This window comes from Methylobacterium nonmethylotrophicum (assembly GCF_004745635.1).
GTDB classification, from domain to species: Bacteria; Pseudomonadota; Alphaproteobacteria; order Rhizobiales; family Beijerinckiaceae; genus Methylobacterium; species Methylobacterium nonmethylotrophicum.
In genome coordinates this window covers 15,201-33,817 of record NZ_SRLB01000010.1, presented here as the reverse complement: position 1 = coordinate 33,817, position 18,617 = coordinate 15,201, and the positions used below count along the sequence as shown (strand labels likewise).

The 18,617-nt window shown below is 72.8% G+C and carries 17 protein-coding genes; 13 read left to right on the top strand and 4 right to left on the bottom strand.

Annotated features, from left to right (window positions below):
• Positions 1-13 precede the first annotated feature (13 nt).
• A complete protein-coding gene (locus EU555_RS14695) occupies positions 14-976 on the top strand; it encodes a type II secretion system F family protein (RefSeq protein ID WP_135415399.1) in 963 nt (320 codons plus the stop codon).
• Here the strand turns inward: EU555_RS14695 and EU555_RS14690 are convergent.
• Positions 969-2,333 carry an LLM class flavin-dependent oxidoreductase gene (locus tag EU555_RS14690; RefSeq protein ID WP_135415398.1) on the bottom strand — a complete coding sequence of 455 codons (1,365 nt, stop codon included), beginning with the start codon at positions 2,331-2,333 and terminating at the stop codon, positions 969-971. The two genes, EU555_RS14695 and EU555_RS14690, sit on opposite strands and share 8 nt — an antisense overlap.
• Before the next feature lie 151 nt (positions 2,334-2,484).
• Between EU555_RS14690 and EU555_RS14685 the strand changes: the two genes are divergently transcribed.
• The 3 genes from EU555_RS14685 (at position 2,485) to EU555_RS14675 (ending at position 5,834) form a co-directional block, all read left to right on the top strand.
• The gene (locus EU555_RS14685) at positions 2,485-3,306 is read left to right on the top strand and encodes an NADPH-dependent oxidoreductase (protein ID WP_135415397.1); all 822 of its coding nucleotides are present in this window, start codon (positions 2,485-2,487) and stop codon (positions 3,304-3,306) included.
• A 95-nt stretch (positions 3,307-3,401) separates the two neighbouring features.
• Positions 3,402-4,568: a cystathionine gamma-synthase gene (metB, locus tag EU555_RS14680; RefSeq protein ID WP_135415396.1), complete on the top strand. Its 1,167-nt coding sequence runs from the start codon at positions 3,402-3,404 to the stop codon at positions 4,566-4,568.
• A 78-nt stretch (positions 4,569-4,646) separates the two neighbouring features.
• Entirely contained in the window at positions 4,647-5,834 is a 1,188-nt protein-coding gene (locus tag EU555_RS14675) for an L-dopachrome tautomerase-related protein (protein ID WP_135415395.1), read from the top strand.
• 292 nt (positions 5,835-6,126) lie between these two features.
• Here EU555_RS14675 and glcF read toward each other — a convergent pair whose 3' ends face one another.
• Both glcF and mbfA read right to left on the bottom strand, forming a co-directional pair.
• The gene (gene glcF / locus EU555_RS14670; RefSeq protein WP_135415394.1) at positions 6,127-7,470 is read right to left on the bottom strand and encodes a glycolate oxidase subunit GlcF; all 1,344 of its coding nucleotides are present in this window, start codon (positions 7,468-7,470) and stop codon (positions 6,127-6,129) included.
• Between the two features lie 133 nt (positions 7,471-7,603).
• Positions 7,604-8,572 (bottom strand): iron exporter MbfA, encoded by a 969-nt coding sequence (gene mbfA, locus EU555_RS14665; protein ID WP_135415393.1) that lies wholly within the window; start codon positions 8,570-8,572, stop codon positions 7,604-7,606.
• Between the two features lie 505 nt (positions 8,573-9,077).
• Here mbfA and EU555_RS14660 point away from each other — a divergent pair.
• The 9 genes from EU555_RS14660 to EU555_RS14620 all read left to right on the top strand — a co-directional run bounded on the left by EU555_RS14660 (position 9,078) and on the right by EU555_RS14620 (position 18,217).
• Entirely contained in the window at positions 9,078-9,809 is a 732-nt protein-coding gene (locus tag EU555_RS14660; protein WP_135415392.1) for a lysophospholipid acyltransferase family protein, read from the top strand.
• Entirely contained in the window at positions 9,806-11,110 is a 1,305-nt protein-coding gene (locus EU555_RS14655; RefSeq protein WP_135415391.1) for a 3-deoxy-D-manno-octulosonic acid transferase, read from the top strand. Before EU555_RS14660 ends, EU555_RS14655 begins: the two co-directional genes overlap by 4 nt.
• Entirely contained in the window at positions 11,107-12,081 is a 975-nt protein-coding gene (lpxK, locus tag EU555_RS14650) for a tetraacyldisaccharide 4'-kinase (protein WP_135415390.1), read from the top strand. The genes EU555_RS14655 and lpxK overlap by 4 nt, the downstream gene beginning before the upstream one ends.
• 246 nt (positions 12,082-12,327) lie before the next feature.
• Positions 12,328-12,615 carry a hypothetical protein gene (locus tag EU555_RS14645; RefSeq protein WP_135415389.1) on the top strand — a complete coding sequence of 96 codons (288 nt, stop codon included), beginning with the start codon at positions 12,328-12,330 and terminating at the stop codon, positions 12,613-12,615.
• A 64-nt stretch (positions 12,616-12,679) separates the two neighbouring features.
• Positions 12,680-13,231, top strand: a complete 552-nt coding sequence (locus EU555_RS14640) for a GrpB family protein (protein ID WP_135415388.1) — start codon at positions 12,680-12,682, stop codon at positions 13,229-13,231.
• 242 nt (positions 13,232-13,473) lie between these two features.
• Entirely contained in the window at positions 13,474-14,751 is a 1,278-nt protein-coding gene (locus EU555_RS14635) for an O-acetylhomoserine aminocarboxypropyltransferase (protein ID WP_135415387.1), read from the top strand.
• Between the two features lie 238 nt (positions 14,752-14,989).
• Positions 14,990-16,183 carry a sensor histidine kinase gene (locus EU555_RS14630; RefSeq protein WP_135415386.1) on the top strand — a complete coding sequence of 398 codons (1,194 nt, stop codon included), beginning with the start codon at positions 14,990-14,992 and terminating at the stop codon, positions 16,181-16,183.
• 317 nt (positions 16,184-16,500) lie between these two features.
• The gene (locus tag EU555_RS14625; RefSeq protein WP_281041291.1) at positions 16,501-16,902 is read left to right on the top strand and encodes a response regulator; all 402 of its coding nucleotides are present in this window, start codon (positions 16,501-16,503) and stop codon (positions 16,900-16,902) included.
• 19 nt (positions 16,903-16,921) lie between these two features.
• Positions 16,922-18,217, top strand: a complete 1,296-nt coding sequence (locus EU555_RS14620) for an O-acetylhomoserine aminocarboxypropyltransferase/cysteine synthase family protein (RefSeq protein ID WP_135415384.1) — start codon at positions 16,922-16,924, stop codon at positions 18,215-18,217.
• An 81-nt stretch (positions 18,218-18,298) separates the two neighbouring features.
• On the opposite strand, the gene EU555_RS14615 is transcribed toward EU555_RS14620, so the two are convergent.
• Positions 18,299-18,520 (bottom strand): DUF2093 domain-containing protein, encoded by a 222-nt coding sequence (locus EU555_RS14615; RefSeq protein WP_135415383.1) that lies wholly within the window; start codon positions 18,518-18,520, stop codon positions 18,299-18,301.
• Between the last annotated feature and the right edge of the window lie 97 nt (positions 18,521-18,617).

Below are 18,617 nucleotides of genomic sequence, written 5' to 3'. Positions count from 1 at the left end.
CGGGAGCCAGCCCATGCCGTTCCTGTCCAGCCTGATCGATCCGTACTTCCTTGCCGCGGTGCTGGCCGCGGTCGCCTCGGCGGTCACGGTCTTCACCCTCGCCCAGCCCTTCCTCGAGCCCGACCGCCTCAACGGCCGCATGAAGGCGGTCGGCAAGGAGCGCGACCGGATCCGCCTGCGCGAGCGCGAGCGCCTGAACCAGAAGGCTTCCTTGCGCCAGGAGCCCAAGGCCTACATGAAGCGCATCGTCGAGCGCCTGCACCTCGACGACTGGCTCGGCACCGAGAACGCCAAGAACAAGCTCCTGATGGCGGGCTATCGCGGCCCGCAGGCCGAGGTCGCCTTCCTGTTCTTCCGCCTGGTGACGCCGATCGCCTTCTTCGTCCTGGCGGTGTTCTACCTTTTCGTGCTGCAGGTGCTCGACCAGCCGCTGATGGTGCGCCTCGGCATCGTGGTCGTGGCGCTCTATCTCGGCATCAAGGCGCCGGAGCTGTTCCTGCGCAACAAGACCTCGAAGCGCCAGGCGGTGGTCCAGCGCAACTGGCCGGACGCCCTCGACCTGCTGCTGATCTGCGTCGAATCCGGCATGGCGATCGAGGCGGCGTTCCGGCGCGTCGGCGTCGAGATCGCCAACCAGTGCATGACGCTCGCCGAGGAGATGGCGCTCACCACCGCCGAGCTGTCCTACCTCACCGACCGGCGCATCGCCTACGAGAACCTCGCCAACCGCACCGGCCTCGAATCGGTGAAGAACGTCACCACGGCGCTGATCCAGGCGGAGCGCTACGGCACCCCGGTCGGCCAGGCCCTGCGGGTGCTGGCCCAGGAGAGCCGCGACCAGCGCATGAACGAGGCCGAGAAGAAGGCCGCGGCCCTGCCGCCGAAGCTCACCGTGCCGATGATCCTGTTCTTCCTGCCGGTGCTGTTCGTGGTGATCCTCACCCCCGCCATGGTGCAGGTCTTCAGCATCAAGTAGCGCCGCCCGGTCGTTCCCGCGCCTGCGGGCCGCCGGCGAAGAACCGGTTCGCCGGCCGGGGCAGGCCGAGATGCTCGCGCAGGGTGGCGCCCTCGTACTCGGTGCGGAAGAGGCCGCGGGCCTGCAGCTCCGGCACCACCTTCCGGGTGACGTCCTCGAGCCCCTGCGGCACGTCCGACACCATGATGTTGAAGCCGTCGCTGGCCCCGGCCTCGATCCAGGCCTGCATCTCGTCGGCGATGGTGGCGGGCGTGCCGACCATCGCGAGGCCCGCGTAACCCCCGAGGCGCTGGGCGAGCTGGCGCACGCTCAAGGCCTCGCGGCGCGCCAGCGCGATCGCCCGCTCGCGCCCGGTCTTCGACTGGTTGGTCTCCGGGATCTCCGGCAGCGGCCCGTCCGGGTCGAAGGCGGAGGCGTCGACGCCGAGGGCGATCGACAGGGCCGCGATGGCGCTCGCCTCGTGCACGAGGCTGTCGAGATGGGCGCGCTTGGCCTTCGCCTCCTCCACCGTGTCGCCCACCACGACGAAGCAGGCCGGCAGGATCTTGAGGTGGTCGGGGTCGCGCCCGACCTTGGCCATCCGGCCGCGCACGTCCTCGGCGAAACGCCGCCCGTCCTCGATGCTGCCGGCCGCCCCGAAGATCACCTCGGCGGTCTCGGCCGCGAGCTGGCGGCCGGCCTCGGAGGCGCCCGCCTGCACGATCACCGGCCAGCCCTGGACCGGGCGCGCGACGTTGAGCGGCCCGCGCACCGAGAGGTGCTGTCCCTGGTGGTCGAGGACGTGCATCTTCTCGGGATCGAAGAAGATCCCGCTCTCGACGTCGCGCAGGAAGGCGTCGTCGGAGAAGGAATCCCACAGGCCCTTCACCACCTCGACGAACTCGTGGGCGCGGTCGTAGCGGTCGGCGTGCTCGGGATGGTGCTCGAGCCCGAAATTCCTCGCCGCGTCCGGGTTCGAGGTCGTCACCACGTTCCAGCCTGCGCGGCCCCCGCTCAGGTGGTCGAGGGAGGCGAAGCGCCGGGCGATGTGGAACGGCTGGTCGTAGGTGGTGGAGGCCGTGGCGATGAGCCCGATCCGCTCGGTCACGACGGCGAGCGCCGGCAGCAGCGTCGCGGGGTCGAACGAGGTCACGGTGGCCGAGCGCTTGAGCGCCTCGACCGGCATGTTCAGCACCGCCAGGTGGTCGGCCATGAAGAAGGCGTCGAACTTCGCCGCCTCCAGCTCCTTGGCGAAGCGGGCGAGGTGGCGGAAGTTGAAGTTGGCGTCCGGCAGCCCGCCCGGATAGCGCCACCAGGCGGTGTGGATGCCGACCGGGCGCATGAAGGCGCCGAGATGAAGCCTGCGGTGTTGCGCCATGTCGGGCTCCTGTTGCCGGCCGCTCGCGCCGGCATCGCCGCCTGGCGGGCAGCGCAGGCCCGATCTGGGTGCGCCGCCCTGGTTAGTCAATGAATTCCGTGTACTACTCCGCCGCGAGGGCGGCGGGAATCTGGCGGGAGACGAGGACCGGATGAGCGAGAGTGAACGGCGGGAGGCCCTGAGGGCGCGCTACGGCACGGAGGGCGGCCCCGACATCGCCTGGAACGACGTCATCGCGGGCCTGCTCGCCCACCGGACCGTGCGGGCGTTCCGGCCCGACCCGCTCCCGGCCGGGACCCTGGAGACGCTGGTCGCCGCGGCGCAGTCGGCCGCCAGCTCCTCGAACCTCCAGACCTGGAGCGTGGTGGCGGTCGAGGACGAGGCGGCGAAGCGCCGCCTGTCGGAGGTGGCGCGGGGCCAGCGCCACATCGTCGAGGCGCCGCTGGTGCTGGTCTGGCTCGCCGACCTGTCGCGCCTCGAGGCGATCGGCCGCGACCGCGACGCGCCGACCGAGGGCCTCGACTATCTCGAGATGCTCATGGTCGGCGTGGTCGACGCCGCGCTCGCCGCCCAGAACGCCACGGTGGCGCTCGAATCGCTCGGGCTGGGCTCGGTCTATATCGGGGCGTTGCGCAACGACCCCGAGGCGGTGGCCGACCTCCTCGGCCTGCCGCCGAACGTGCTGGCGGTGTTCGGCCTCTGCGTCGGCTGGCCCGATCCGGAGCGTCCGGCCGCCGTGAAGCCGCGCCTGCCGCAAGGCGTGGTGCTGCATCGCGGCCGCTACGACGACGCCCTGGCGGCCGGGCCGATCGGCACCTACGACGCGGCGATGCGCGCGTTCCAGGCCGGGCAGCGGATACCCGAGGTCGGCTGGAGCGGAGCGGCGATCGAGCGGGTCCGCGGCCCGGGATCCTTGAGCGGCCGCGATCGCCTGCGCGGGATCCTGGAGCGCCGCGGCTTCGGTCTGAAGTAGCGTTTGTCCGACGCACCGAACGATCTCCTGTTGATCGTCCGCTTCGTTCTTCATAAAGAACGAAGCGGACGGACCGACGGCACGGGAGAGCGCAGGTGGCGGACGAGCACAGGCGGGTGGAGACGATCGCCGCCGCGAACGGGATCGGGACGGACACGGCCTTCGGGGCGGTCACCCCGCCCCTCTATCTGTCGACGACCTACACCTTCGCCGAGTTCGAGACGGCGCGGGCCTACGACTACGCCCGCCTCGGCAACCCGACCCGCGACCAGCTCGCCGACACGCTGGCGAAGCTCGAGGGCGGAGCCCGCGCGGTGGTGGTGGCGAGCGGCATGGCGGCGCTCGACCTCGCCCTGTCCGCCTTGCGCCCCGGCGACCTCCTGGTGGCGCCGCACGATTGCTACGGCGGCACCCACCGGCTCCTGTCGATGCGGGCGGCGCGGGGCCATTACCGCGTCGCCTTCGTCGACCAGACCGACGAGGGCGCGCTGACGGCGGCCCTGGCGGAGGGCGCCCGGATCGTGCTCACCGAGACGCCGAGCAACCCGCTGATGCGGGTCACCGACATCCGCCGCACGGCGGCCCTGGCGAAGGCGGCCGGCGCCCTGTTCGTCGTCGACAACACCTTCCTGTCGCCGGCCCTGCAGCGGCCGCTGGCGCTCGGGGCCGACCTCGTCGTGCACTCGACCACCAAGTTCCTCAACGGCCATTCCGACGTGATCGGCGGCGCGGTCGTGGCCGCCGACGCGGCACTCGGAGAGGAGCTCGCGTCCTGGGCCAACACCGTCGGGGTCACCGGCTCGCCCTTCGACGCCTACCTCACCCTGCGCGGCGTGCGCACGCTGTTTCCCCGCATCGAGCGCCAGAGCCGCAACGCCGCCGCGGTGGCGGCCTTCCTCGCCGCGCATCCGGCGGTGGCCCGCGTCTATTATCCGGGCCTGCCCGACCATCCGGGCCACGCCATCGCCAGGGCGCAGCAGAGCGGGTTCGGGGCGATGCTGAGCGCCGAGATCGCCGGCGGGCGCGAGGCGGTGCGCCGGCTCGTCGGGGGCCTGCGGGTCTTCAGCCTCGCCGAATCCCTCGGCGGGGTCGAGAGCCTGATCGCCCACCCGGTCACCATGACCCACGCCGCCATGGACCCGGAGGCGCGGGAGCGGGCGGGCGTCGGCGACGGGCTTGTGCGGCTCTCGGTCGGGCTCGAGGCGGAGGAGGACCTGCTGGGCGATCTGGCGCGGGGGCTCGACGCGGTCGCCCGCGGCTGACCAAACATACTCCCCGGGACCTTTGCCGGGTGCCGCTGCGTTGCCGTCCGGATCACCGCCCGGACGGAGACAGCTTCGATGACGAAACCAGCCGGCGCCCGCCTCGGGCTCGCCCTCTTCCTGATGGCCGGCGCCGCGCCGGTCCCCGCCCTGGCGCAAGGGGCCGCCCGCCTCGACAAGGTCGCGAGCTTCAGTCACCAGGTCACCGGCGTCACGGTGGCGCGCGACGGGCGGATCTTCGTCAACTTCCCGCGCTGGAGCGAGGACGCCCCGGTCTCGGTGGCGGAACTCAAGGACGGCCAGCCGGTGCCCTACCCGGATGCCGGCTGGAATTCCTGGCGCAATGCCAGGAAGGACGAGATCGACCCCAAGACCCACTTCGTCTGCGTGCAGAGCGTGGTGGCGGATGCGCAGGACCGGCTCTGGGTGGTGGATGCCGCCGCGCCCGCGATGGCGCACGTGGTCAAGGACGGGCCGAAGCTCGTCGGCATCGACCTGAAGACCAACCAGGTGGTCAAGACGATCCCGTTCGACACTGACACGGTGCGGCAGGCCTCCTACATCAACGACGTGCGGATCTCGCCCGACGGCAAGACCGCCTACCTGACCGATTCCGGCGCCGAGGGCGCCCTGATCGTCGTCGACATCGACAGCGGCGCGGCCAGGCGCGTGCTCTCCGGCCATCCCTCGACCATGCCGGACAAGAGCGTGACGGTGACGTATGACGGCCAGCCGCTGCGCCGCCCGGACGGCCGCGGGGTGGAGTTCTCCGCAGACGGCATCGCGCTCTCGCCGGACGGCAGGACGCTCTACTGGCAGGCGATCAAGGGCAAGACGCTCTACAGCCTGCCGACCGACGCGCTCACCGGCTGGGCCACCGCCTCGGTCGTGCCCGAGATGCTCACCGACCGGACGCTGGGCGGCAAGATCGCGACCGTCGGCGAGAACGGGCCGGCGGACGGCCTCCTGATCGCCCGCAAGGACGGCCGGATGTACGTGACCTCGCCGCAGGACAACGCGGTCAAGGTGCGCGACCTGACGAATAACGGGGCCGGGCTCACCACCCTGGTCCAGGACCCGCAGCTGCGCTGGCCCGACACCTTCAGCGAGGGGCCGGACGGCACGATCTACGTCACCACCTCGCACATCCAGGATTCGGCCGACTACAAGCCCGGCGCCCCGATCAGCCTGCCGACGGAACTGTGGGCGATCCGCACCGGATCGGGGGAGGCTACCGGCTCGACCGGGCCCAAGCCGGTGCGGTGACGGGATCCGGTGCACGCCTCAGGGACTGGTCGATCCGATTCGTCAGCAGATGAGCGACAAAACATCGGAGAAGACCCATCCTCTCACCTCGTCCTGAGGTGTCAGTCGATCAACGATCGACTGACCTCGAAGGAGGGCTCCAGAAGGCGCAGGTCCATCTGGAGCCCTCCTTCGAGGCTGCCGCGAGCGGCAGCACCTCAGGATGAGGTGGAGGACAGGATCGATACTTCGACTCCGATACTCAGCGAAGATTTCACGCGAACAGGTTCTGAAGAGGACGCGGACCCCGCCCCTATTCCGCCGCCGCGAGCGCCGGGCGCCGCGCGGCGACGCCGTCGAGGGCGGCCGGGCGCGGGCCGCCGGTGGCCCAGTCGAGGAGTTCCACCGTGTGGACGATCGGGATCGCCGTGCCCTTCCCGATCTGGGTGGCGCAGCCGATATTGCCGGTGGCGATCACGTCGGGCCGCACGCGCTCGATGTTCGCCACCTTGCGGGCGCGCAGATGCGCGGCGAGTTCCGGCTGCAGGATGTTGTAGGTGCCGGCCGAGCCGCAGCAGATATGGCCCTCCGGCACGTCCTTCACGGTGAAGCCGGCGCGGGCGAGCAGCGCCTTCGGCTCGGTGCGCAATCCCTGCCCGTGCTGCATCGAGCAGGCGGAGTGGTAGGCGACGACGAGGTCGGTCTCGACCACCGGCTCGGACAGGCCGAGGGCGGTCACGTACTCGGTGACGTCGCGGGCGATCCCCGCCACCCGCGCGGCTTTCTCCGCATAGGCCGGGTCGTCGCGGAACATGAAGCCGTAATCCTTGATCGTGGTGCCGCAGCCGGAGGCCGTGACCACGATGGCATCGAGCCCCTCGCCGTCCATTTCGGCGATCCAGGCGTCGATGGTGCGCTTCGCGAGCGCGTGCGACGAGTCCTCGTGGCCCATATGGTGGGTGAGCGCGCCGCAGCAGCCCTCGCCCTTGGCCTGCACCACCTCGACGCCGTGGCGGGTGAGGAGCCGGATCGCCGCCTCGTTGAAGTCCGGCCGCAGCACGCTCTGGGCGCAGCCGCGCAGGAGCGCCACCCGGCCCCGGCGCGGGCCGGAGGCCGGGAACCGGCCGGGCTTGTCCTGCGGGGAGCGGTTCGGCAGCGCGGCGGGCGCGAGGTCGAGCATCGCGGCGAGCCGGTTGCCGACCTTCGGCACCCTGGCGGCGAGGCCCCGGAACGGCCGGCCGAGGGTGGCGCCGAGCAGCGCGAGGCGGAAGCGGTTCGGGTAGGGCAGCACGCGGGCGAGCACAGCCCGCACGGCGCGGTCCTCCGCCGGGCGGGCATAGGTCTTCTCGATATGGGCGCGGGCGTGGTCGACGAGGTGCATGTAGTGCACCCCCGACGGGCAGGTCGTCATGCAGGACAGGCACGACAGGCAGCGGTCGACGTGCTTGACCACCTCGGGGCTCGCGGGCTTGCCGCCCTCCAGCATGTCCTTGATCAGGTAGATGCGCCCGCGCGGCGAATCGAGCTCGTCGCCGAGCAGCAGGTAGGTCGGGCAGGTGGCGGTGCAGAAGCCGCAATGCACGCAGGTGCGCAGGATCTTCTCCGAGGCCGCCATGGCTGGGTCGGCGAGCTGCGCGGGGGTGAAACTGGTCTGCACGGCGTGTCCTCGGGGTGTTTCTCGGGGGCGTTTCTTCGCTGCCTTCGCGTCCCCGGTTTCTAGACCATTTTCAAGGTGGCGGGAGCGGCATTCGCCGCCGCCCCTCGCGCATGGTGCCGCACGCGCATGCCCCTCACACGCTCCCGATCGCCACGCCGGCGAGCAGCACCAGCACGCCGCCGAGCACCACCTGCAGGGCGGCGCGCCAGAACGGCGTCTCCATGTAGCGGGTGCGGATCCCGGAGATGACCAGAAGCTCGATCGCCACCACCAGGGAGGCCAGGACCGTCGCGATCGCGAAGGCGTTCGACCAGGAATCCGGCACCAGGTAGGGCAGCGTGTGGCCCAGCCCCCCCACCGCCGTCATCACCCCGCAGACGAGGCCGCGCAGCCAGGGCGAGCCGCGCCCGGTGATGCTGCCGTCGTCGGACAGGGCTTCCGTGAACCCCATGCTGATGCCGGCGCCGATCGAGGCCGCGAGCCCGACCAGGAAGGTCTGCCAGTTGTTGTGGGTGGCGAAGGCGGCGGCGAAGAGCGGCGCCAGCGTCGAGACCGAGCCGTCGATCAGCCCGGCGAGGCCCGGCTGGACGTAGCGCAGCACGAACAGGCGGTGGGCGGCGCGGGCCTCCTCGGCGGCGGCGTCGCCGGTCTCCTGCTCGGCGGCGAGCGCCCCGGCCCGGCGGCCGTGGTCGCGCTCGATCTCGGCGAGCCGCGTGAAGAGCTGGCGCACCCCGAGGTCGCGGGTCATCTCCGCCGCCCGCTCGTAGAAGCCGGCGGACTGCGCCTCCATCGCCTCCGCCTCCCGCCGCATCCGCGCGGCATCGAGTCCCTGCCACCAGAAGGCCCGCCGGCGCGGAAAGCCCTTCACGTCCTCGCGCCGCAGGGGCGGCAGGTGCTCGCCGAATCGCTCGCGGTAGGCGGCGGTGAGGTCGTCGCGGTGGCCCCGCTCCTCGTCGGCCATCGCGGCGAACAGCCGGGCGGAGCCCGGCAGATCGGCCTCCAGGCTCTCGGCGAAGCTGCGGTAGATGCGGGAATCCTCCTCCTCGCTGGCGATGGCGAGGGCCAGCACCTCGCGCTCGGTGAGATCGGTCAGGGCCTTCATGCCTGTGCTCCTGTTTGGAATGGCTCCAATCTATAGATTGGAGCCATTCCAAACAAGGCGTTCCGGCGGCCGCTTTCCTTCCGGATGTGCCACCGGCCCGAGCCGATCCCCCGGGGGCATCGCAGCCCCTCGACGACCGGGCCCGAGCCCGGCATTCTCTCCGACCGCGAGGGGTCGTGTTTCGCATCCGCACAACACGGCGCTCTATGACATCGTGAACGGCATCAGCCACTTCAGCGGCAGAGGCTCCCCCGCCGACGCGGGGATCGACCCTGGCAGCCGCCGCTGAAGTGGAACCGTGCGGCGGCTCCCCCGCCCACGCCGGAACCGCACTGACGCGCCCGCGGGTGCGATCCCGGACGCGGCGTCATGTCCCTGCAACCAGGCGGCGGTTGCCTCGCGGGCCCGAACGGAGCATGAGGGCGCCCGGATTCACGGGGGCCGCCCGGCCCGGGCCGGCGTCGCGGCGTCCCGCGCGAGAGCGTCCCCTCCACGAAGTGCCTGCATGAGCGTCGTCACCCGCATCGCCCGCAGCCGGGCGGCCCAGGAGAGCCTCGGCTTCCTCGGCGCGAGCTACCTGAGGCTGGTGCGGCGCACGAACCGCTTCAGCCTCGACCCGCCGCAGGCCTATGACTGGCTGTCGCCCCTGCGGCCCTTCATCATCGCGATGTGGCACGGCCAGCACCTGATGGTGCCGTTCGTGCGCCGCCCGCAGGACCGGGCCGCCACCATGGTGTCGCGCTCGGTCGACGGGGGCCTGAACACCGCGGTGCTGGAGCGCCTCGGCGTCCGGGTGATGCGCGGCTCCGGCGCCCGGCGGTCGAGCGACGTCTGGGCCAAGGGCGGGATCCAGGCCCTGCGCGGCTGCCTCAAGGCGCTCGACGACGGCGAATCGGTCGCCTTCAGCGCCGACGTGCCCAAGGTGTCGCGCCGCTGCGGCGAGGGCATCGTGCTGCTGGCCCGGCTCTCCGGCCGGCCGGTGGTGCCGACCGCCGTGGTGACGAGCCGCTACCTGCAGTTCGACAGCTGGGACCGGGCGAGCCTCGGCCTGCCCTTCGGCCGCGGCGTGATGGCGTTCGGCGAGCCGATCACGGTCCCGCGCGACCTCGATCCGGCGGGGCTCGAGGCGGCGCGCCTGCGCATCGAGACCGACCTCAACGCCGTCCATGCCCGAGCCTTCGCGCAGGTCGGCCGGGTCGACCCGGTCCACGGGCGCAAGGAGCCCCGCGCGCGATGAGGCGCGAGGCGGTCCCGGCGCTGCTGCGCGCCTACCATTACGGGCTGATCGCGCTCGAGCCGGCGCTGGCCGGCCTGCTCGCGGTCCGGCGCCGGCGCGGCAAGGAGGATCCCGTGCGCCTGCCCGAGCGCACCGGGCGGCCCGGCAAGCCGCGCCCCGACGGTCCCCTGGTCTGGGCGCACGGTGCCAGCATCGGCGAGGCCCTGTCGCTCCTCGGCCTCGTCGAGCGCCTCACCCGGCGCGGCTTCACGGTGCTGGTCACCTCCGGCACCCGCACCTCGGCGGAGCTGCTGGCGCGCCGCCTGCCGCGCGGTGCCCTGCACCAGTTCGCCCCCCTCGACGCGCCGCGCTACCTCGCCCGCTTCCTCGACCACTGGCGTCCGGACCTGGCGCTGGTGGCCGAATCCGAGATCTGGCCCAACACCATCCTGGCGCTGCACGGGCGCGGGGTGCCGCTGATCCTGGTCAACGGGCGCATGTCCGAGCGCTCGGCGCGAGGCTGGTCCCGGACGCCGGCGGTCGCCCGCGCCCTCCTGTCGCGCTTCGCGCTCTGCCTCGCCCAGAGCCAGGAGGAGGCGGAGCGGTTCGCCCGCCTCGGCGCGCCCCGGGTGGTCGCGGGCGGCAACCTGAAATTCGATGCCGGCCCTCCCCCGGCGGATCCTGAAGCGCTGCGCCAGCTCGCCCGCGTGATCGCCGGGCGCCCGGTCTGGCTCGCCGCCTCGACCCATCCGGGGGAGGAGGCGGCCGCCACCGCCGCCCACCGGGCGCTGGCGCGGCGCCATCCCGACCTCCTCACCATCGTGGTGCCGCGCCACCCCGAGCGCGGGCCGGCGGTCGCTGCCGACGCGGTGGCGGCGGGCCTCAGGGTCGGGCGCCGGGCGACCGGAGGCCAGCCGCACGACAAGGTCGACCTCTACGTCGCCGACACGGTGGGGGAGCTCGGCCTGTTCTACCGCCTGTGCCCGCTCGTCTTCGTCGGCGGGTCGCTGGCCCGCCACGGCGGCCAGAACCCGATCGAGCCGGCCCGGCTCGGCGCCGCGATCCTGTACGGCCCGCACGTGCGCAACTTCGCCCAGGTCTACGCCGCCCTCGACCGCGCCGGGGGCGCGCGCCTGGTGCGGGACGGCGAGGGGCTGATCGCGGCGCTCGACGGGCTCCTCTCCGACCCGGCCGGCCGCCAGGCGATGGCCCGTGCCGCCGCAGCGGCGATCGAGGAGGCGGGCGGGGCGACCGAGCGGGCGATGGCCGCCCTCGAGCCCTTCATCTGCCAGCTGATCATCGCCGGGCGGTTCGCCTCGTGAGGCGGCCGCCGGGCTTCTGGTGGCGCGAGGCGCCGTCGCCGGCGGCCCGGCTGCTCTCGCCCCTCGCCGCGATCTACGGGACGCTCGCCGCCCGCCGGATGGCGCGGAGGGGCGCCGCGGCGCCCTGCCCGGTGATCTGCATCGGCAACGTCACCCTCGGCGGCGCCGGCAAGACGCCGACGGCCCTCGCGGTGGCGGATCACTTGCGCGACCTCGGCCGCCGCCCGGCCTTCCTGAGCCGGGGCTATGGCGGGCGGCTTGCCGGCCCGGTCCGGGTCGATCCGGCGCGGCATGCCGCGCGCGACGTCGGCGACGAGCCGCTGCTCCTCGCCCGCGCCGCCCCGGCGATCGTCGCCCGCGACCGGATCGCCGGGGCGATCGCCTGCCTGGAGGCCGGCGCCGACGTCGTGGTGATGGATGACGGCTTGCAGAACCCGAGCCTCGTCAAGGACCTGGCGCTGGCGGTGTTCGACGGCGCGGTCGGTCTCGGCAATGGCTTGGTCGTTCCGGCAGGGCCCCTGCGGGCGCCCGCCGCGATGCAATGGGGGCGGATCGACGCCGTCCTGGTGATCGGCGGCGGGGCGCCCGGGGCGCGGGTGCTGGCGCAGGCGCGGGCCCGCGGCCTGCCGGCCCTGCGCGGGCGGCTCGCGCCGGATCCGGTCTCGGCCGCGGCCCTGCGCGGGCAGCCGGTCCTGGCCTTCGCGGGGATCGGCCGGCCCGAAAAATTCTTCGCGACCCTGCGCGACCTCGGCGCCGACCTGCGCGAGACCCGCGCCTTCCCGGACCACCATGCCTTCACGCCCGCGGAGGCCGAGGCGCTGACGGCGGAAGCGGCGCGCAGGAAGCTCCTGCTGGTGACGACCGAGAAGGACCGGGTGCGCCTGCCGGAGGGAATGCCGGTGGCGACGCTGCCGGTGGTGCTGGACCTCGACGAGCCGGACGTTCTGCTCGCCCTGCTTCGCGGTCTCTGAGCGGTCGCCCCGCGGAGGACGGGAGGCGACGCCGCTGCGCCGTGTCGGCCACGGGGCGCGGCGGGCCGGGCACCCGCGACCAGGCGGCAGGCGGCCAATCCGCCGTGCAGCCCGGCCGGTTTCCGGCACCGTGACGTTTCGGTAACGACATCCGTCGATCGCGCGGCACCCCCGCCACTTCCGCCCGGCTCGGCCGTTGTCCTGGCGACGGGCCGGGCTCCCGCCGGCCGCCTCGGAGTGACGCTCATGACGCTCAGGCTCATCGCCGCCCTCGCCCTCTCGACCCTGGCCCTCTCGACCCTGGCCTTCTCGGGCGCGGCCGAGGCGCAGGGCGTTCCCGGCGGCATCGAACGCGGCGCCCGCGAGGGCAACCGGGTCGGCGGGCCGATCGGCGGCATCGTCGGGGGCGCGGTCGGCGGGGCCGTCGGCGGCGTCAACGGCGTGCTCGGCATCGATCCGGGTCGGCGCGCCTACCGCACCGACCTGCCGGGCCGGCGCCATCACCACCGTCGCCGTCACCGGCACTCCCGGTGACGCCGCTGCGGGCCGGGCGGCCGCGTCCGTCCCATTGCCCGCGTCAGACCGGAGGGAGGCCGGCATGGCTCATGGCGAGATCTTCGTGCTGGCCCCCGACCCGCAGGCCGCCCGCGCGGCCGCCGACCGCCTGTTCGCGGCCCTCGCCGGGGACCTCGCCGCCGTGCTGCCCGCCACGGCCGAGCTTCTGCATGTCGGCGCGACCGCGATCCCGGGCTGCCTGACCAAGGGCGACCTCGACATCGTCGTCAGGGTCGAGGCGGCCGACTTCGCGCAGGCGGACGCCGCCCTCGCCGGGCGCTTCACGCGCAACACCGGGTCGGACCGCACGGAGGACTTCGCCGCCTTCGAGGACGGGGACCGGGTGCCGCCTCTCGGCATCCAGCTGGTCGTGCGAGGCGGGGCGTACGACGACTTCCACCGCTTCGCGGAGGCCCTGCGGCGCGATCCGGACCGGCTCCGGCGCTACAACGACCTCAAGCGCGCGTTCCATGGCCGGCCGATGGAGGCGTACCGGGCCGCGAAGGGTGCCTTCATCGCATCGGTCCTGCACGCGGCGGTCGCGGACGCGCCCGATCCGGCGAAGATCGCGAGCCCGCCGCACCGCGGGGAATAGCGGAGACGGTACCATACCGGGCGGTTGCGGCGCGCTTGATTGAGTGCCGGTCGCCGTTGTCAAAGAAGATCCTTTCCCGGAACGGCTTCAACGGTGCCGGAGGCCGCCCTTCTCCGCGCGCGGCAGTCGCGCTGTACTGCGGCGGAGGCACGGCCGGCGGCTTGACCCTCAGGCCCGGCGGGTCCTAGAGCACGTCAGCGAGAGATCGACGCTCACGAGCCCGACGCCCGAGGACGCCCGCCATGACCGACCGCCAGCCCGGCTTCAACACCCTCGCGATCCATGCCGGCGCGGCGCCGGACGCCGCCACCGGCGCGCGGGCGACGCCGATCTACCAGACCACCTCGTTCGTGTTCGACGACGTCGACCACGCCGCGTCGCTGTTCGGGCTGCAGGCCTTCGGCAACATCTACAGCCGCATCACCAACCCGACCAACGCGGTGCTGGAGGAGCGCATCGCCGCGCTCGAGGGCGGCACCGCCGCCGTGGCGGTGGCCTCCGGCCACGCCGCCGAGTTCCTGGTGATGCACGCCCTGATGCAGCCGGGCGACGAGTTCATCGCGGCCAACAAGCTCTACGGCGGCTCGATCAACCAGTTCAACCACTCCTACAAGAACTTCGGCTGGAACGTGGTGTGGGCCGACACCGACGACCCGGCCTCGTTCGAGGCGGCGATCACCCCGCGCACCAAGGCGATCTTCATCGAGTCGATCGCCAATCCGGGCGGCGTCATCACCGACATCGCGGCGATCGCCCAGGTCGCCAAGCGCCACAACATCCCGCTCGTCGTCGACAACACCATGGCGACGCCGTACCTGATCCGGCCGTTCGAGCACGGCGCAGACATCGTGGTCCACTCGGCCACCAAGTTCCTGGGCGGCCACGGCAACTCGATCGGCGGCCTGATCGTCGACGGCGGCTCGTTCACCTGGGCGGGCGACGCCCGCTACCCGATGCTGTCGCAGCCGCGGCCGGAATATGCCGGCATGGTCCTGTCCGAGACGTTCGGCAATTTCGGCTTCGCCATCGCCGTGCGGGTGCTGGGCCTGCGCGACCTCGGCCCGGCGCTCTCGCCGTTCAACGCGTTCCTGATCATCAACGGCATCGAGACCCTGCCGCTGCGCATGCAGCGCCATTCCGACAACGCCAAGACCGTGGCCGAGCACCTGAGCCGCCATCCGGCGGTGGCCTGGGTGAGCTATCCGGGCCTCGAGAGCGACCGCTACCACCAGCTCCACCGCAAGTACTGCCCGCACGGCGCCGGCGCGGTCTTCACCTTCGGCCTCAAGGGCGGCTACGAGGCCGGCGTGGCCCTGGTGTCGAACCTGAAGCTGTTCTCGCACCTGGCCAATATCGGCGACACCCGCTCGCTGGTGATCCACCCGGCCTCGACCACCCACCGCCAGCTCACCGACGAGCAGAAGACCCGCGCCGGCGCCGGCCCCGAGGTGGTGCGCCTCTCGGTCGGCATCGAGGATCCGGCCGACCTGATCGCCGACCTCGACCAGGCCCTCGCCTGACTGTCCGGCGCCTGACAGTCCGGAGCAGGCCCGGGGCCGGGGATGCGCGTTTTGCCGGAGCAGCGCATCCTCGCGAAAAATTCTCGCAAGCATTGCGGCCAAGCCTGCTCTCGTGATCTACTGTGAGAGTTCAGGGTGGGTGCTGGGTGAGCCGTGACGCGCGGCCGGTGGAAGCCGGCCGCCGGGTGGTCTGCACTGTCCGGAACGGAACCGCCCGGGCGGTCTGGAGACTGGTGCGATGGTCGCCCATGATACCTACGCCGAGTCCATCCCTGCCGATCTGACCGCTCGCGACGAGGCCGCCCGCCGGCACGTTCTGCGCGAGGAGGCCGCACGCCTGCGCGTGCCGCCGCGCGACGCCCGCGCCCAGGCCGGCCGGCCCGCCCTGCCGACGGGCGGATTTCCCGGCTCCGCTGCCGACTGGGAGGCCCGCCTCGCCACCGCCGAGGAGCTCAACGCCCGCCTGCGGGCGAGCGAGGCCTTCACCGCCCGCCTCCTCGCGGCGAGCCGCGACAGCATCCAGGTCCTCGCCCTCGACGGCACGGTGCAGTGGGTGAGCGAGGGCGGCCGTGCCGCGCCGGACGAGGCGGTGGTCGGCACAGCCTGGGCCGCCTCCTGGCCGGAGCCGGGGGACCGCGTCGCCGCCGACGTGGCGCTCGCCGCCGCCCGGGCCGATCGCACCGGCCGCTTCCGCGCCCCTTCCGGCAGCCGCGACGATCCGCGCTGGTGGGACGTCGTGGTCTCGCCGATCCACGGGCCCGACGGCCACCCCGAGCGGCTGCTCGCCGTCGCCCGCGACGTGACCGAGGCCCACCGGGCCGAGGAGCAGCAGGCGCTGCTGATGCAGGAGATGGCCCACCGGGTGAAGAACACCCTGGCGCTGGTCCAGGCGGTCGCCACCCAGACCTTGCGCAGCGCCCCGACCGTCGAGGCGGCGATGAAGGCCTTCAACGGCCGCCTGATGGCCCTCTCCGACGCCCACGACGTCCTGATCCGGGGTGCCTGGGCGGCGGCCGACCTCGCGGCCGTCGTCGAGGCCGCGATGGCGCCGCATATCGACGCGGTGGCGGGCCGCGTCATCGCCGCCGGGCCCGGCGTCAGCGTCGGACCCCGCTCAGTGCTGACGCTGTCGCTGATGCTGCACGAACTCGCCACCAACGCGGCGAAATACGGCGCCCTGTCGAGCCCGTCCGGACGCGTCGCCATCACCTGGGACCTCGCCGGTGCGGACGATCGCGTGCTGCGCCTGCGCTGGCAGGAGAGCGGCGGCCCGGCCGTGGCGCCGCCGTCCCGCGGCGGCTTCGGGTCGCGGCTGATCGAGCGCAGCCTGGTTCACAGCTTCGGCGGCCGCGTCAGCCTGCGCTATCCCCCCGTGGGCGTGGTGATGGAGCTCGAGGCGCCCCTGGCGGCGATGCAGGAGGGGACCGCCTGAGCAGGACTGCATGGTGCAATTCTGCTGAGGCTCTTGTCTTCGCATCATTTTCGCCGCCGAACCGGTGACCCCTTCGGCGAATGATGCCCAGCCGTCCCCCGGGATGGTGCTGCCTCGCAGTCGCCAGGGCGGGACCGCGTGAGCGGTCCCCGGGTGGGACGACCCGACGTTCCGCCCCGGTCTGCGGCCGCGCTTGACCCCCGGCATGCGGACCCATAGGCAGCAACCTTTCGTTCCCGCCCGCATTGCCCGCGATGACATCTGATCCGGACCGACCGCCCCAGGACCCCCGCCAAGGGGACCCGCACCGGGAAGGCCTGCACCCGGAGGGGCCGGACCCCGCCGGCGGCGCAGCCCCCGTGGTGCTCCTGGTGGAGGATGACGGCCTCCTGCTGATGGAGGCCGCCGACACCCTCGCCGAGGCCGGCTTCACCGTCCTGGAGGCGCCCCATGCCGACCAGGCCCTGCGGGTCCTCGAGAGCCGCCCCGACGTCGAGGTCCTGATGACCGACGTCGACATGCCGCTCGGCTCGATGAACGGCTTCGCCCTCGCCCGGCTGGTCTCGCGGCGCTGGCCGCGGATCCCGGTGCTGGTGGTCTCCGGCATGGGCAGCCCCGGCCCGCACGACATGCCGCCGGGGGCGCGCTTCATCCCCAAGCCCTACGCCCCCTCGGCCCTGGTACGCACCCTGCACGACACCGTGCGCCGCGCCGCCTGACGCTTCCCAGGACACCGCGATGCCCCCCTTCGATTCGAGCAAGCTCCACTTCGCCACGCGGGCGGTCCATGCCGGCACCGCGCCGGACCCGGCCACCGGCGCCCGGGCGCAGCCGATCTACTTCACCAACGGCTTCGTGTTCGACTCGAACGAGCAGGCCGCCGACATCTTCGCCATGCGGGCGACGGGCTTCTCGTATTCCCGCGGCTCGAACCCGACGGTGGCGGCGCTGGAGCGCCGCGTCGCCTCGCTGGAGGGCGCCAAGGCCGCGGTCGCGGTGGCGTCGGGCCAGTCGGCGATGCTGCTCGTGCTGATGACGCTGATGCAGTCGGGCGACGCCTACGTCGCCTCCTCGCGGCTGTTCGGCGGCTCGCTCGGCCTGATGCGCCGGCTCGAGGGCCGCTACGACCTGGTGCCGCAATTCACCCGCGGCCTGACGCCGGAGGATTTCGAGGGCGCGATCACCGGGAAGACCCGGGCGATCGTCTGCGAGTCGATCGTCAATCCCTGCGGCACGGTCATCGACCTTGCGGGCGTCGCCGCGGTGGCGCACCGGCACGGGCTGCCGCTCGTCGTCGACAACACGCTCGCCTCCCCGGCCCTGATCCGGCCGATCGAGCACGGCGCCGACATCGTGGTCCACTCGACCTCGAAGTTCCTGTCGGGCTCCGGCACGGTGATCGGCGGCATCGTCTGCGACGGCGGCCGGTTCGACTGGAAGGGCTCGGGCCGCTACAACCTGATCAACGAGCCCTGGCCGGACTATGACGGCCTCGTCGTCTCCGAGCGCTTCCCCGAGACCGCCTTCGCCACCGCCTGCCGGCTGTTCGGCCTGCGCGACCTCGGCCCCGGCCTGTCGCCGATGAACGCCTTCCTGGCGCTGACCGGCACCGAGACCCTGCCGCTGCGCATGGAGCGCCACTGCGCCAACGCCAAGGCGGTCGCGGCCTTCCTGAAGGACCACCCGAAGGTGGCCTGGGTGAGCTATCCCTCGCTGCCGGGCCAGCCCGGCGAGGCGGTGGCGAACCGCTATTCGCCGCAAGGCGCGGGCTCCATCTTCACCGTCGGCTTCAAGGGCGGCGAGGCGGCGGCGCAGAAGTTCATCACCGGGCTCGCGCTGATCTCGCACCTCGTCAATATCGGCGAGATCAAGTCCCTGGCGATCCACCCGGCGACCACGACCCACCGCCAGCTCCCCGCCGCCGACAAGGAGGCCGCCCGCGTCGGGCCGGACACGGTGCGCCTGTCGATCGGGCTCGAATCGGTCGAGGACCTGATCGCCGACGTGGCGCAGTCGCTGGACGCGCTGGACTGAGGGGCCGTCCCGTCGTCTCGGCGGCCGTTTCCCTCGAACCGGGTTCCCGGCTGCGGCGGGTCCGGGATTGTGCGGTGGCGGTCAGGCGGGCTTCGCGGTCTCGCGCAGGCGCACCATCACGGCGTCGGGATCGGCATAGGCCTCCTGGCGCTCGACGCTCCAGTAGCGCAGGGAATCGAGGGGAATCTCGGCCCCGGTCACCGCGCAGCGCACGAAGCGGCCGGGCCGCACCACCCTCAGGTTGCTGTCGCCATACTCAACGACGGCCTCGCCGGATCCGCCGCGCTCGAACCGTCCCAGCATCGTGGCTTCCCTCTCGCCGAAAGAGCCGGGTGTACGGCCGGGACTGCGGCTTGTCGACGGGCTCGACGCCGGGCGCCCGGCCGGCCATGATCGACAC

Excerpts from the sequence above, each read along its gene's own strand:
- EU555_RS14695 (WP_135415399.1), top strand. The coding sequence starts at position 14 with ATGCCGTTCCTGTCCAGCCTGATCGATCCGTACTTCCTTGCCGCGGTG.
- EU555_RS14690 (WP_135415398.1), bottom strand. The coding sequence starts at position 2,333 with ATGGCGCAACACCGCAGGCTTCATCTCGGCGCCTTCATGCGCCCGGTC.
- EU555_RS14685 (WP_135415397.1), top strand. The coding sequence starts at position 2,485 with ATGAGCGAGAGTGAACGGCGGGAGGCCCTGAGGGCGCGCTACGGCACG.
- EU555_RS14675 (WP_135415395.1), top strand. The coding sequence starts at position 4,647 with ATGACGAAACCAGCCGGCGCCCGCCTCGGGCTCGCCCTCTTCCTGATG.
- mbfA (WP_135415393.1), bottom strand. The coding sequence starts at position 8,572 with ATGAAGGCCCTGACCGATCTCACCGAGCGCGAGGTGCTGGCCCTCGCC.
- EU555_RS14660 (WP_135415392.1), top strand. The coding sequence starts at position 9,078 with ATGAGCGTCGTCACCCGCATCGCCCGCAGCCGGGCGGCCCAGGAGAGC.
- EU555_RS14655 (WP_135415391.1), top strand. The coding sequence starts at position 9,806 with ATGAGGCGCGAGGCGGTCCCGGCGCTGCTGCGCGCCTACCATTACGGG.
- EU555_RS14645 (WP_135415389.1), top strand. The coding sequence starts at position 12,328 with ATGACGCTCAGGCTCATCGCCGCCCTCGCCCTCTCGACCCTGGCCCTC.
- EU555_RS14640 (WP_135415388.1), top strand. The coding sequence starts at position 12,680 with ATGGCTCATGGCGAGATCTTCGTGCTGGCCCCCGACCCGCAGGCCGCC.
- EU555_RS14635 (WP_135415387.1), top strand. The coding sequence starts at position 13,474 with ATGACCGACCGCCAGCCCGGCTTCAACACCCTCGCGATCCATGCCGGC.
- EU555_RS14630 (WP_135415386.1), top strand. The coding sequence starts at position 14,990 with ATGGTCGCCCATGATACCTACGCCGAGTCCATCCCTGCCGATCTGACC.
- EU555_RS14620 (WP_135415384.1), top strand. The coding sequence starts at position 16,922 with ATGCCCCCCTTCGATTCGAGCAAGCTCCACTTCGCCACGCGGGCGGTC.
- EU555_RS14615 (WP_135415383.1), bottom strand. The coding sequence starts at position 18,520 with ATGCTGGGACGGTTCGAGCGCGGCGGATCCGGCGAGGCCGTCGTTGAG.